Source organism: Kitasatospora indigofera, from assembly GCF_014655955.1.
In the GTDB taxonomy this organism is placed as follows: Bacteria; Actinomycetota; Actinomycetes; order Streptomycetales; family Streptomycetaceae; genus Kitasatospora; species Kitasatospora indigofera.
The window spans coordinates 96373-110062 of record NZ_BNBO01000020.1 but is presented as its reverse complement, the minus strand read 5'-3'; the positions used below and the strand labels follow the sequence as shown (position 1 = coordinate 110062).

General features: G+C 73.6%; 13 protein-coding genes. 6 read left to right on the top strand and 7 right to left on the bottom strand.

All coding sequences use genetic code 11. The features are described 5' to 3' along the window. Positions 1-38: 38 nt before the first annotated feature. The 4 genes from IE329_RS18915 to IE329_RS18900 all read right to left on the bottom strand — a co-directional run bounded on the left by IE329_RS18915 (position 39) and on the right by IE329_RS18900 (position 3439). The gene (locus IE329_RS18915; RefSeq protein ID WP_190212091.1) at positions 39-272 is read right to left on the bottom strand and encodes a hypothetical protein; all 234 of its coding nucleotides are present in this window, start codon (positions 270-272) and stop codon (positions 39-41) included. Between the two features lie 101 nt (positions 273-373). Further along, entirely contained in the window at positions 374-1519 is a 1146-nt protein-coding gene (locus tag IE329_RS18910; protein WP_190212090.1) for an inorganic phosphate transporter, read from the bottom strand. Between the two features lie 166 nt (positions 1520-1685). Continuing rightward, entirely contained in the window at positions 1686-2144 is a 459-nt protein-coding gene (locus IE329_RS18905; protein ID WP_190212089.1) for a DoxX family protein, read from the bottom strand. 563 nt (positions 2145-2707) lie between these two features. Beyond that, entirely contained in the window at positions 2708-3439 is a 732-nt protein-coding gene (locus IE329_RS18900; protein WP_190212088.1) for a sugar phosphate isomerase/epimerase family protein, read from the bottom strand. Positions 3440-3930: 491 nt separating this feature from the next. Between IE329_RS18900 and IE329_RS18895 the strand changes: the two genes are divergently transcribed. Next, on the top strand, positions 3931-6462 hold the full coding sequence (locus IE329_RS18895) for an RICIN domain-containing protein (protein ID WP_190212087.1): 2532 nt from the start codon (positions 3931-3933) through the stop codon (positions 6460-6462). Between the two features lie 290 nt (positions 6463-6752). Further along, on the top strand, positions 6753-7703 hold the full coding sequence (locus IE329_RS18890) for a helix-turn-helix domain-containing protein (RefSeq protein WP_190212086.1): 951 nt from the start codon (positions 6753-6755) through the stop codon (positions 7701-7703). Between the two features lie 527 nt (positions 7704-8230). On the opposite strand, the gene IE329_RS18885 is transcribed toward IE329_RS18890, so the two are convergent. Further along, positions 8231-8671, bottom strand: a complete 441-nt coding sequence (locus IE329_RS18885; protein ID WP_190212085.1) for a hypothetical protein — start codon at positions 8669-8671, stop codon at positions 8231-8233. A 305-nt stretch (positions 8672-8976) separates the two neighbouring features. On the opposite strand from IE329_RS18885, the gene IE329_RS18880 reads away from it, so the two are divergent. From IE329_RS18880 to IE329_RS18870, 3 genes are all read left to right on the top strand, one after another. Beyond that, positions 8977-9222 carry a hypothetical protein gene (locus tag IE329_RS18880; protein ID WP_190212084.1) on the top strand — a complete coding sequence of 82 codons (246 nt, stop codon included), beginning with the start codon at positions 8977-8979 and terminating at the stop codon, positions 9220-9222. Positions 9223-9404: 182 nt separating this feature from the next. Continuing rightward, a complete protein-coding gene (locus tag IE329_RS18875; RefSeq protein ID WP_190212083.1) occupies positions 9405-10652 on the top strand; it encodes a sensor histidine kinase in 1248 nt (415 codons plus the stop codon). Beyond that, on the top strand, positions 10640-11290 hold the full coding sequence (locus IE329_RS18870) for a response regulator (RefSeq protein WP_190212082.1): 651 nt from the start codon (positions 10640-10642) through the stop codon (positions 11288-11290). The genes IE329_RS18875 and IE329_RS18870 overlap by 13 nt, the downstream gene beginning before the upstream one ends. Positions 11291-11548: 258 nt before the next feature. Here the strand turns inward: IE329_RS18870 and IE329_RS18865 are convergent, their stop codons facing one another. Next, positions 11549-12064 (bottom strand): Imm7 family immunity protein, encoded by a 516-nt coding sequence (locus IE329_RS18865; protein ID WP_190212081.1) that lies wholly within the window; start codon positions 12062-12064, stop codon positions 11549-11551. Between the two features lie 68 nt (positions 12065-12132). Continuing rightward, a complete protein-coding gene (locus IE329_RS18860) occupies positions 12133-13086 on the bottom strand; it encodes a helix-turn-helix domain-containing protein (RefSeq protein ID WP_190212080.1) in 954 nt (317 codons plus the stop codon). Positions 13087-13265: 179 nt separating this feature from the next. Here IE329_RS18860 and IE329_RS18855 point away from each other — a divergent pair. Further along, on the top strand, positions 13266-13690 hold a 425-nt coding region (locus IE329_RS18855), incomplete at its 3' end, for a protease inhibitor I9 family protein (protein WP_229927572.1).

Sequence of the window (13690 nt, the reverse complement as noted above, 5' to 3'; positions counted from 1 at the left end):
GCACCGGGGCCGCCGCCCGGCCGGCCGGCCGGCCCGGCTCAGTCGTGGAACTGCGGGATGATCAGATACAGCCCGTAGAGCACGGCGGCCCCGCAGGCCAGGAAGCACACCGCGGCCCCCGCCAGGGCGGCGGCCGAACCCCGGCCGCTCTCCCTGGCGTCCTGGTGGTTCAGCATCGCCCGCACCCCCAGGGTGAAGACCACGGCGACCGCCACCGTCGCGCCGATGCTGACGGCGGCCACCTCGCCCAGAGCGCTCCAGTGCAGTGCCACGGCGGCGTCCTCCCTCTCGGTTGCCGGGCCGGGTTTCCCCGCGCCCCGGTTGCCGGGCCCGGTTCCCCGCGCCCCGGCTGCCTGCGTCCGGTCGCCCGCGTTCAGTTGCTCGCGGGGGCGGGCTGCGGGTTGACCGTCACGTTGCGGGCGTCGTTGACGTTGTCGGCGGTGACCGGGCTGCGCCGGGAGAGCAGGTAGATCAGCGAGGCCGCGGCCACGGCGACCACCGCGACCGCCACCGTCCCGGCCGTCCCGCCGTGCACCACGACGGCGGAGGCGGCGCCGCCGATCAGGCCCGCCGCCGGCAGCGTGATCAGCCAGGCGACGGCCATCCGGCCGGCCGTGCTCCAGCGGACCTGCGCGCGCCGGCGGCCGAGCCCGGCCCCGATGATGCTGCCGCTGCAGACCTGGGTGGTGGAGAGCGCGAACCCGAGGTGGGCGGAGGTCAGGATGACGGTGGCGGAGGCGGTCTCGGCGGCGAACCCCTGCGGCGAGCGGATGTCGGTGAGCCCCCGCCCGAGGGTGCGGATGATGCGCCAGCCGCCGAGGTAGGTGCCCAGGCCGATGGCCAGGCCCGCGGTGAGGACCACCCAGGTCGGCGGTCCCGAGCCGGTGGGCAGCGCACCCGCCGAGATCAGGCTGAGGGTGATCACGCCCATGGTCTTCTGCGCGTCGTTGGTGCCGTGGGCGAGCGAGACCAGCGAGGCGGACCCGATCTGCCCGAACCGGAAGCCCCGGGTCACCGATTCCTCGTCGGCGCGCCCGCTGAGCCGGTAGGCCAGCCGGGTGGCCAGCAGGGCGGCGAGCCCGGCCACCAGCGGGGCGGCGAACGCCGGGATGATGATCTTCTCAAGGACCTCGTAGAAGTCCACGGCCCGCAGCCCCGCGCCGACCCAGGCCGCGCCGATCAGCCCGCCGATCAGTGCGTGCGACGAACTGGACGGCAGGCCGAGCAGCCAGGTCAGCAGGTTCCAGAGGATCGCGCCGACCAGCCCCGCGAAGATCATGCCCAGGGTGATCAGTCCGTCGTTCACGATGCCGCCGGAGATCGTCTTCGCCACCGCCGTGGACAGGAAAGCGCCGACCACGTTGAGCACGGCGCTCACCAGCACCGCCACCCGTGGGCGCAGCGCGCCGGTGGCGATCGAGGTCGCCATGGCATTCGCGGTGTCGTGGAAGCCGTTGGTGAAATCGAACGCCAAGGCTGTGATGATCACCACCACGAGAAGGAACGTGATGTGGGCCATGCAGCCAGTAGAACAGCGTGTCGAGCAGGCGGGCGGTGCGACACTCGCTGCGGCCGGACTGATTGTCGGACCGCGGATTGCATACGGACGACCCCTCCCGGCCGGGGTCGTCCGAGCACGCTCGGTCCGCTCCGGCCGGGAGGGGGCCGGGAGGCCGGCGCCCGGGCTACGCCTGGTTCCGCGCCGCGGTCAGGCCCGTCCGCCCGCCCGCCGCCGGGCGGCGCAGCAGGGTGTCGAGGGCGAGGCTGCCCGGTCCGGTCACCGCGAGGGCCAGGAACGCCCAGCAGAACAGCACGGCGAGTTCGCCGCCGTTCTGGATCGGCCAGAGCGCCTTCTCCTGGTGCACCGAGAAGTAGGCGTAGGCCATCGAGCCGGAGCACAGCAGCGCGGCCGGCCGGGTGCCGAGCCCCAGCAGTACCAGCACGCCGCCCGCCAGCTGGATCAGTGCGGCCCACCAGCCGGGCCACTGGCCGACCGGGACGGTACCACCGCCGTGGGTGCCGCCCAGCACCCCGAACAGCGAGGCGGCGCCGTGGCAGGAGAACAGCAGGGCGGTGACGATCCGGAACAGCGCCAGCGTGTGGGGCCTGGCGGGATCGAGCACGGTACGGGGTTCGAAGGACACGGGGACTCCTCGGTCGGCGTCCGGCCGGCGGCCGGTACGGGGATCGTGCGGGCCCGGCGCCCGGCCCCACTCCGGCGCCGTCGGACAGGTCGGTGACCACCCGGGCGCGGCCCCGGACCGGCGCACCCGGGTACGGCTCGACGGCGCGGGACGGGCACGCCGCCGGGCCCGCGGGCATCCGGCGCCGGCGGCAGCGGACGGCGTCCGGTCCCGCCGGTCGGTGACCTCGGAACCTGGTGCGGCCGTGCGGCGGCCGCGCCGGGTGATCGATTGACCTGGCACCGACAATTCTGGCGTACCGTCAGGTGTTCGCGGGAGTCCTGCGAACCTCAAGGATTCCTCAAGTCACCGTCCGCCGTCCGTCATCCGGTGCGCGGCGTCCGCCGGCGGGGGATTCACGGGCCCGGCCCGCGTCCTGGTCGGGGATCCCGGATCCGCGGACGGCCGCCGCGGCGGCCGGAGGCGAGCTGCCCGGGCGGTGCTCCCGCTGTCCGCCGGCCGGACCCGTCCGCCGGACTCCCGGCCGGCCTGCCCTCCGTCGACCGGCTCCCTCGATCAGACTTTCAGCCGGCGATCCAGTCCAGCGCGCCGGGCAGGACGTGCTCGACCGGCGGGACGTCCGGGTACCAGGTCCGCTCCCACTCCAGCGACACCCAGCCGTCGAACCCGTCGAGGAGCTTGCGGGCGGCGGCCAGCGGGACGCCGCCCGTCCCCAGCGGGACGGGCGTGGTGTCGGTGGCCGAGGCGGCGTCCTTGATCTGGACGCACACCAGACGGTCCCGCAGGTGCCGCAGGGTGTCCGCCGGGTCCTCGCCGTGCCGCCAGGGGTGCAGCAGGTCCCAGATCGCGCCGGCGCGCGGGGCCCGTGCCAGCAGGGCCGCGACGGCGGCGCCGGTGGGCAGCGCGTCGTGCGTCTCGACCAGCACGCGCGGTCCCTCGTCCGCGACGGCGGCCAGCCTGCGCGCCCCGGCGTCCAGGTCCTCGCCGCCGGGGAAGACCCGGACGTGTCCGGCGCCGAGGTCCCGGGCGAGCCGGAGGTCGGCCCGCAGCGCCTCGATCACCGGCTCGTCGTCGCCCGGCTCGCAGATCCGGACGTATCCGGAGAGGCAGAAGGCCGGGAGGCCGCCCAGCGTCCGGAGCACGGCGGCCCGTCCGCCGGCGTCGAGGCCGGCGTGCACCCCGGTGTCGGGGTGCAGTCGCAGCTCCAGCCCGTCGAGGCCGAAGCTCCGGGCCAGGGCGACCGAGTCGGCCAGGGACGCCCCCGGGGTGCCCAGGGTGCTCAGTGCCAGTCGCATCTCTGCCTCCGGTCGGACGGTGGATCTCGGTGTCGGTGTCGGTGTCGGTGACGCCGGCCGGCGAGGCGGCGGCACCGGTCGGCAAGACTATCGGAAAGCGGTTACCGCGCAACGGAGTGGTCCGCGCCGGGGCCCCCGGCGCGGACGGGGCGGCTCGTGGTGTCGGACGGGGGTGACGGGTGGGCCGGCGGCCGGCCGTCGCGGCCCGCGGGCGTCGGTGGCTGCTTCGCCGCGACCGCGACCGCGACCGGGACCGGGGCGTGCGGGGTGCCGTACCCCGCATCCTCCGCAGGGTGACGGCCGGCGTCAAGGCGCAGCGATCGAATGATCTCAAAGCGTCCAGGAGAGCGAGAATCTGTCGAACAGTCAGAAGTGCGATCGTTTCCATTGACTCGATCAGAACTCCGCTCCTAGGGTGCCGGGCGGATGCCGAAGCCCCTCACGGGATCCGCCAACTGCCCATCCCTGCAAAGCTGGAGACGCATCCACCGATGTCCACGGCACTGCGGACACCACTCCGCGCACCCCATCGGACCAGGACTTCCCGGGTCCCCGTCCTCACCGCCCTGGCGCTCTGCTGGTCCCTCTTCCTCGGTTTGAGCGGCATCGCACCCGGCGCCGCCACTGCCACCGCCGCACCGGTCGCCGCCGCCGGGACGACCGCAACCGCGACGACCGCCGCCGCGACGACTGCCGTCACCGTCGACGGCGGCAGCGCCGGCCGCGTCTTCGACGGCGTCGGAGCGATCAGCGGCGGCGGCGGGAACACCCGGCTGCTGTACGACTACCCGGAGCCGCAGCGCTCCCAGGTCTTCGACCACCTCTTCAAGCCCGGCTACGGCGCCGCGCTGCAACTCCTCAAGGTGGAGATCGGCGGCGACACCAACTCCACCGACGGTGCCGAGAGCAGCCATGAGCACACCAGGGGAGCGGTCAACTGCCTTTCCGGGTACGAGTGGTGGGTGATGGAGCAGGCCAAGCTCCGCAACCCGGACATCAAGCTGTACGCCCTGTCCTGGGGTGCGCCCGGCTGGATCGGCAACGGAAAATTCTGGTCCCAGGACATGATCGGCTACCTGATGGACTGGCTCGGCTGCGCCCGGCAGCACCACCTGACCGTCGACTACCTCGGCGGCTGGAACGAGCGCGAGTTCGACGCCGCCTGGTACAAGAACCTGCGGGCCACCCTGAACGCCCAGGGCTACGCCGCCGTCAAGGTGGTCGGCGCCGACGACAACTGGGACATCGCCACCGCGATGCGCTCCGACAGCGCGCTCGCCGAGGCGGTCGACATCGTCGGAGTCCACTACCCGTGCAAGTACCGCTCGGCCATGACCAGTTGCGCCAGCACGCCGGACGCCCTGGCCACCGGCAAGCAGCTGTGGGCGGCCGAGAACGGCTCCGACGACGCCAACGCCGGAGCCCCCGCCATCGCCCGCGGCGTCAACCGCGGCTACCTGGACGCCAGGATGACCGGCTTCCTCAACTGGCCGCTGGTCGCCTCGATCTACCAGAACCTCTCGTTCAACACCATGGGCCTGGTCGTCGCCGACCAGCCGTGGTCCGGCGCGTACACCGTCGGCCGCAGCGCCTGGGCCACCGCCCACACCACCCAGTTCACCGAGCCCGGCTGGCACTACCTGGACACCGCCTCCGGCTACCTCGGCGGCAACCGCGCCAACGGCAGCTACGTCAGCTACCGCGCGCCGGACGGGTCGGCCTGGTCGACCGTCCTGGAGACGATGGACGCGACCGCCCCGCAGACGCTGACCCTCAGGGTGGCCGGCGGGCTGCCGGGCGGCACCCTGCGGGTGTGGTCCACCGATCTGTCAGGACCAGCCGCGCCCGGCCGGATGGTCCGTGCGGCCGACCTCACCGCCTCCTCGGGCACGTACACCATGACGCTGCGGCCCGGCCGCCTCTACACCCTGACCACGACCACCGGCCAGGGCGCCGGCGCCGCGACCGGCCCGGCCCGCTCGCTGCTCGCGCTGCCCTACGCGGACACCCTGGCCGGCAGCGGTCCTGGCCAGGAGGCCCGCTACTTCTCCACCATGAACGGTGCCTTCGAGACTGCGCCGTGCGCGGGCGGGCGGTCCGGGACCTGCCTGCGCCAGCAGGCACCGCTCTCCCCGATCCGCTGGACCGACGAGGCGAGCAACCACCCGTACACCCTGATGGGCGGGCTCGACTGGGCCGACTACACGGTGAGCGCGGACGCCCTGCTGGAGCAGTCCGGCACCGTGGAGCTGCTCGGGCGGGCCGGCACCCAGCGACGCAACAACAAGGGCCTGAACGCCTACCACCTGCGGCTGTCCGACACGGGGGCGTGGTCGCTCACCAAGTCCGACAGCAACTGGGCCTTCACCACCCTGGCGAGCGGCACCGTCGCGGCCCCCGGGACGGGCAGCTGGCACCGCCTGGCCCTGGCCTTCGCGGGCCGTACGATCACCGCCCGGATCGACGGTACGGCCGTCGGCACCGCCCAGGACGGGGACTGGGGCGCCGGCCAGATCGGTCTCGGCACCGGCGGCTACCAGGGCGCGCAGTTCGCCGACCTGGAGATCACGCCGGGCGCCCGGCCGGCCCTGGACGGGACGTACACCCTGGTCGACGTGAACAGCGGCAAGGTCCTGGACGCCTCCGGCCGGGGGACGGCCGACGGCACCCCGGTCATCCAGTGGGACGGCAACGGAGGCGCCAACCAGCAGTGGCGCCTGACGGCCGTCCCTGGCGGCTACTGCACCGTCACCGGGGTGGCCAGCGGGAAGGTGCTCGCGGTGGCCGGGAACTCGGTGGTCCCCGGCGCCGGGCTCAACCTCCGGACCGGGGACGGCAGCACCGGGCAGCAGTGGCTGGTCGCGCCGTCCGACGGGGGCGGGTACCTCCTGGAGAGCCGCTCGGACGGGCAGCTCGCCGACCCCGGCGGGTCGACGGCCGCGGGCGCCCAGGTGGTCCAGCAGCCCGCCAACGGCAAGGCGCAGCAGCGCTGGAAGCTGGTGCCGGTCACCGGCGCCGCCTGACGGCGTGGGGCCCCGGGGCCCGGACGGCCGGCTCGCCGTCCGGGCCCCCGGTGCTCCCCGGCTCAGACCGGTTCAGTGGCCCGCGGGTGGCCGGCCCCGGCCGGCCCCGGGCCACCGGCCCTCCGCGGGCCACCGGCCGTGGCGGGCTCAGGCTGTCGGTTCGGCGACACCGCCGGTTTTCCGCCGTTCCGGCGGCGGCTCCCGTCTCCTATCGTGGCGACTCGCCCCGGTGCCGTGGCCGTGGACAACTCCTGCCCCGGCAGCTCCGGGCCGAGAGCGGGAGTGGTCACATGCTGCTGGGCGCGTTCGGGGTCGGCGAGGCGGAGGAACGGGTCTACCGGGCCCTGCTCGGCACGACGGAGAGCACCCTCACCGAGGTGTCCGAGGCCGCGGGCTGCACGGCGGCGCAGGCGGGCCGGAGCCTGCGGGCGCTGGAGGGGAAGGGGCTGGTGCACCGCACCCCGCACCCGACGAGGTACCGCGCCGCGCCGCCCGGGCTGGCTATCGAGGTGCTGGCCCTCGACCGGCACCGGCAGATCGAGCAGGCCCGGCTGGCGGCCGTCGAGTTCACCGAACTGTGGAGCGCCGGCGAGCGCGGCCGGCAGGTGCCCGTCGAGGTCGTCCAGGGGCACGACGTCAACACCCAGCGCTTCCTCCAGGCCCAACGCGCGGCCGAGCGGGAGGTGCTGACCCTCGACCGGCCGCCCCACCAGGAGGAGGGGATCACGCCCCAGCACGTCCTCCAACTGGAGCGGATGGCGCAGGGCGTGACGTACCGGACGGTCTACGACCGGCTGTCGCTGTCGGAGCCGGGCCAGATCGAGCGGGCGCACGAGCTGGCCCGGGGCGGGGAGCAGGCGAGGGTGTACGACGGGGTGCCGATGAAACTGCTGATCACCGACGGCTCCGGCGCACTGGTCCCGTTCGCCGTGCACGGCACCAGGCGCAGTGTGGTGCTCGACCGGTCACCGCTGCTGGACGGCCTGCTCACGCTCTTCGAGCTGCTGTGGGAGTGCGCCGCCCCGCTCTGGCCGGCGCGTGGCGTGCGCGGCCTGGACCCGACGGACGAGCGGCTGCTGGGCCTCGCCTCGGCGGGTCACACCGACGAGTCGATGGCCCGGACGACCGGCATGAGCAAGCGGACGGTGGAGCGCCGGATGCGCGTCCTGATGGACTCGCTGGACGCCCGGACCCGCTTCCAGGCGGGCCTGCAGGCGGGCCGCCGCGGCCTGCTCGGCTGACCGCCCGGAAGCCTCGCCGGGGACCCCGGCGGGTGGGCGCGGGTGGGGGCCGCGGTCGGCGTGAGGGTCCTCGTTCGTCAAGCCTTCCGACCCGCCCGCCCTCGTGACGGTCACGGCCGGGTGGCGGCGAGTACAGCGAGCCTGGGACTCTGTGGTCCGCGCAGTCGGTTCCCAGCCCGTCCATCGGAGCGTTACCCGACATCGACATATGCTGCCGGTGTCCTGAGCGTGGCGTGCGTGGTGGGCGGCGAGCTGCGTCTTGCCGACCCCGCCGGTACCGGCCAGCACCAGGACCCGCGCCGCCGTGCCCCCGTCGGTCACCGCCTCCTGCAGTTCCGTGACCACTGCGCGGTGCTGGAAGCAGTCGGCCTCCCGGGGAAGGACCCCAACCTGGTACGGCCAGGACACCGGGCGTCGCGGCGAGGCGTAGAAGTGGTTGTCCTGCCGGTTGCCGTCGCCGAACTGCATGGCGGCCGGGCCGTGGAACGCCGTTCCGGCACCCCCGGTCCTGCCGGTGCTCGGGTCGGTCATGCCCCCGATCCGAAACGGTTGTCCTGCCGGTTGCCGTCGCCGAACTGCACGGCAGTCGGGCCGTGGAAGGTATTGCCGGACATCCCGCCGCTGCCCGGTTGTGGGCGCGGGTCCTCCTCGTGAAGCAGGATCCGCAGCTCGGCGGCGACCTGCTCGCGCTCGACGTCGGTCAGACTCTCCAGCAGTGCCTCGAAGCGGGTCTGCCAGGAGGCCTCCTGACGGATCCGTACCTGCTCCGCCTCGCCCGGTCCGACGGCCTCCAGGACGTCAGCCGTCCGGTCGAGGCGCTCCAGCTCGGCATGCTCACGCTGCCCGTCCCCGCGACCGATCAACCGGGCCACCCGCGTACGAAACCCGTTCCACGCGTCCGTGCCCGCAGCCTGGACCACCGCCGTACCACCTGCCGCGGCCAGCGCCGCCAATGCCGCTTCCAGCATCCACGCCCCCTCGTCCGTACCTCCGATCCTGCGACCGTACCGCCGCCTCGGCACACGTGTAGCGACTCCGCCGAAACAGACTCGGCCACGTGCCGGCCGTGGCGGCCTGCTCGTCCTCGGATACGAAAGTGACCCGCTCCAACCCTTGTCCGGCGCCGACCGGACCTGAAGGCTCACCGCGCCGGCCGGGTAGAGCCCCCGGCCGGCCCCGGCCGGCGACGCCTGGCATGATCACACCTGGGGAGCGCCCGCAAACTGTGAAGCGGTCTGCGGGGCGGGCTCCCCGGGAGATGGGAAGGGGAGCCATGACGACCGCCCTGGCAGGCAGTCAGGTGGCGCACAGCGCGACATCCGGCCTGCTGGCAGCCGGTGAGCCACCGGCCCCGGGGGAGAACCCCGGCGGCGAGGGGCTGATCGTCGCGGTCCTGGAGCGGGTGGGCTGGACGGTCGGCATGGTCGTGCTGGGCGTGCTCGTCACCCTCGCCGGAGCCGCGTGGATGTGGCGCCGGACGCCGAACGCCACCGGCGAGGAGCGGCGCAGGATGCGCTAGGCCGAGATCCTGCCGCCTGCCGGCGGCCGGCAGAAGCCGACCCGCCGACGTGCCGACCTGCCGGCCCGGAATGCTGTCCGCCCACAGGCCAAGATCAAGATCTGCAGCTGGTACTAGGTTCACCATGAGATCGGGTACAGGTTTCATGGCACCGTCCTCCTGCGGTGCCTTAGCGTCGTGCCATGACGATTCCAGCCGGACTGAGACGCACGGTCCTCCGGGCGCGGCGGGACACCGGCTTTCTCGCCGCTGGTGTGCTGCCGCACCTGGCGCTGGTGCCCGTGTGGGCCTGGGCGGCGGCGACCGCCGCCAGGACGGGGAACTGGCTCCTTACGGTTTCCGTGTCGGCCGCCCTGGTCCTGCTCGGCACCCCGGTGCTGACGGCCGTTCAGCGGGCTCGCCACCGGGTGCTCATCGGTGTGGACGTCCCCCGGCTCACCCCCACCGCGCCGGAACGACGGACGTGGGCCTCGACCGCCCGGTGGCTCGCGGCGACGCGGCCTTGGCGCAAGACCGGCTACCACCTCCTGCTGGGCCCGCTGCTCGCGCTGCTTGAGCTGCTGGTGCTCGCGGTGGCAGCGGTGTGCCTGGCGGGCGTCACCGCCTACGCCTGGTCATGGGCGCTGCCAGCCGGAATCCGCCAGGACTGGTTCGGATACCTGACCCAGCTGCCGGCGTACACAGCGGCTGGACTCCTCGTCCTGCGTGCCCTGCCCTGGACCGCGCGGGCAGTGGCCCGGGCCGAGGCGCGGCTGGCGTCGGGCCTGCTCGGGCCCAGCCGGGCGCAGCGGCTCCAGGAGCGGGTCGATCAGCTGGCCGTGAGCCGGACCGACTTGATCGAGGCCGTCGACGCCGAGCGCCGCCGGATCGAGCGCGACCTGCACGACGGCACCCAGCAGCGGTTGGTGTCTCTCGCGGTCAACCTGGGTCTGGCCGTCGCCACCCGCCCGGACCTGCCCGGTGATGCCCGCGAGGTGATCGCGAGAGCGCACCTGGAGGCGAAGGAGGCGATCGCCGAACTCAATGACCTGGTGCGGGGGCTGCACCCGGCCGTGCTCGAAGACCGAGGTCTGGACGCGGCGTTGTCCGGGCTGGCTGCCCGCACGCCCCTGCCGGTGCGGCTGCGGGTCGATCTGGAGGAGCGGGTGGCGCCCGACGTGGAGTCGGTCGCGTACTTCGTGATCTCCGAGGCGCTTACCAATGCAACGAAGCACGCCGACGCGATGCGTGCGGATGTGACGGTCAGTCAGATCGGTGAGGTGCTGCGAGTGCGCGTTACCGACGACGGGCTGGGCGGTGCGGACGCCGCCGTCGGCACGGGGCTGACCGGGCTGGCCAAGCGGGTCGGCTCCCTCGACGGGGCCTTCCACGTCAGCAGCCCCGTCGGCGGGCCCACCACCATCACCGCGGAGCTGCCGTGCGCGCGGTGATCGCCGAGGATTCGGTGTTGTTGCGGGTCGGCCTGATCAAGGTGCTGGAGACGGGCGGGTTCCAGGTCGTCGCGGAAGCCGGTGACGCGGAGGGGCTGTTGGCGGCAGTGGCGGAGCACCGGCCCGAACTCGCCCTGATCGACGTCCGGATGCCGCCCGGCTTCACCGACGAGGGGGTGCGGGCGGCGATGGAGATCCGTCGGCGCTGGCCGGGAACGCCGGTGCTGCTGCTTTCGCAGTACGTGGAGGAGCGGTACGCGGCTGACCTGCTGTCGGCGAACACCAGCGGTGTGGGCTACCTGCTCAAGCAGCGGGTCGCCGATGTCGCCGACTTCGTGACGGCGGTCCGGCGAGTGGCGGACGGGGGAACGGCCCTGGACCCGCAGGTCGTCGCCCAGTTGCTGCTGCGGCGCGACGGCGACCCGCTCGTGCGGCTCACGCCCCGCGAACGGGAGGTGCTCGGCCTGATGGCCGAGGGGCGCTCCAACGCGGGCATCGCGCAGGCGCTGGTGGTCAGCGAGAGCGCCGTGGCGAAGCACATCAACAACATCTTCGCCAAGCTCGACCTGCCCGTGGCCGACGCGGACCACCGCCGTGTCCTGGCCGTGCTGCGGTTCCTCGGAGCGTCCCGGGCCTGACCTTCCCGTCCGTGATCACGATCCATGGCCGGAGTGCCAGGCCGGCAGGCGGATCAGGCCCGAGCGACTTTGCGCACTCGCGGGCCCCGCCCTGGCTCAGTCGGCCGCCGGTGACCGGCGTACCTGATCTGCCCCCGGATGTCTGCCGGGCGCGGGTGCCCCAGGCTCACTTGACCTGCATACCTCACAGCCCTGGGGCCCCGGATGCACTCGCGCCCACCGCGGTCCGCCGCAACGGCCCGCACTGCGAACAGTCGATCACCGTCGGCGCCCTGCTGGCAGCCGTGCCGGCCACCTCGGAACCACCTGCCGAGCGTCCTGCAACCGAGCACCGGCGCCGTCCTCCTGCGCCGGGTCGGAGCGCCTCGGGCCCTGCTCCTCGAACGGATCCTCCAGGACAGGGATGCAGGGCGACAGCAGCGGCTCCGAGTGCTCGGTCACCCGCCCGCGGACCATCCTGATGACGAGGACCTCGTTCTCCCGAGCGGGGTCCTCGTCGTCACGCACATGCAGCAGGCCGTACGAGCCCGGAGCCCGTTCGCCGACCTCTCCGAAGAACCTCACGATCTCCGCGTCACGGTGGTTGGGGCAGCCCCCGAAGTGGATGAACGCCTGGCCGTTCATCCACCGCAGATCAAGCAGGTACGGGCTGGCGATCTCCCCGATGCGCCGCTCGATGCCCTCGACGATCCCCCGCAGACGGCGCTCGTCGTGGTCGTCATCGTCGGCGCGGGCGCTCTCCAGAACGTTGATCCAGCCGTGGTACTCGAACATGGCCGCAGCCTACGCACACAACCCGCCAGCAGCCCAGCCACCAGGGCCGGGCGGTCGGCCGGGGTGCGTCAGCCCAGCAGCCCGCGCCGCGCGGCCTGCAGCCCGGCCTGGAACCTGGTCCGGGCGCCGAGACGGTCCATCAGCCGCCGCATCCGCCGCTCCACCGTCCGCTTGTTGACCCCGATCCGGCGGGCGATGCCCTCGTCGGTGAAGCCGGCCGCGGCGAAGCCGAGCAGCTGCACGTCCTCCTCGCTGAGATCGTCGGCCGGCCCGCCGCTGCTCCACAGCGGGGTGGCCCGCTCCCACTGGCTCTCGAACAGCGCGACCAGCCCGTCCAGCAGCGGGGAGGAGCGCAGCACCACGGTCTGGCGCTCCTCGGTCAGCGCGAACGGGACGAGTGCGACGGCGCGGTCGGCGATCAGCAGCTTCATCGGCAGGTCGTCTGCCACCCGCGCCTTCTCCCCGTGGCCGGTGAGGGTCCGGGCCAGGGCCAGTTCGTCGGCCCCGGCCAGCGCCGAGCGGGCGTAGACCGTCCGGTACGTCACTCCCCGGGCCATCAGCTCCAGTTGGACCTCGGTCTGGCCGGCCACCCCCGCCAGCACGTACGGGGGCATGTCGAAGGTCAGGACCTCGGTGGTCGCCGACCGCTGGACCTGGTGGAAGTGCTGGATGTTGGCTTCGCGCCCCTGGATGATCTGCACCGGCGGCTCGTGCTCGACCCGCCCCTCGCGCCAGAGTTCGTCCAGCCGGGCGGCGGCCAGCCTGGCCTGGTCGATGCGCTGGTGCAGGCTCCGGGCGAGCACGTCGAAGCCGAGGTCGGGCGGGGTGGGGCGGAACCGGGCCGGCCGGGTCGGGGTCTTGGTGACCAGGCCCTTGAGCTCCAGCTCCTGCAACTGGCGGCGTACCGCCGCCGCCGGCAGTCCGACGGCCTCCGCCAGTGCGGCCAGGCTCTGTTCGGGGCGGCGCAGCAGCACCCGGTAGACCCGTTCCTGCTGCTCGGAGACTCCCAGGGCATCCAGCACCGTGCGCTTCCCTCCGTCGGCGACGTGCACATCCTAGGCGCGCCCGACGCCGGGCCCGACGCCGCCTCGGTGCTCCGCACGCGCTGTCGGAATGGCGACAGCGACGGGTTGCCGCCATTTTCCGGGGCCGATTCGGCCCTAGCCTTCTCGTCAACTCCCGACCCCCACAAGGAGGAAGCATGAAGCGAACCGCGATATCCGCCGGCCTGGTGCTGGCAGCGGTCGCAGGATTCGGAGCCGTCCCGGCCACCGCCCAGGGCGCCGGCTCCGCCGAGCAGCAACCCGCCCGGTACCTGGTGGTGCTCCAGGACGGCACGGCGGCCGACCCCGTCACCGTCGCCGGGTCCGCCCCCGGCGTGCGGCTCGGCTCGGTCTACCGTTCGGCGCTCAGCGGCTTCTCGGCCGATCTGACCCCGGGCGCGGTCCGGGCGCTGCGGGCCGACCCCGCGGTCAAGTACGTGGAGGCGTCGGCCGTCGGTCACGCCGACGGCCAGGAGGTCCCGAACGGCGCGGCCCGCGCCGGTGTCCCGGGCAATGCGGGCCTGAAGGCCGGCGACGGCCTGGACCAGCGGGTCGACGTGGACGTGGCGGTGATCGACTCCGG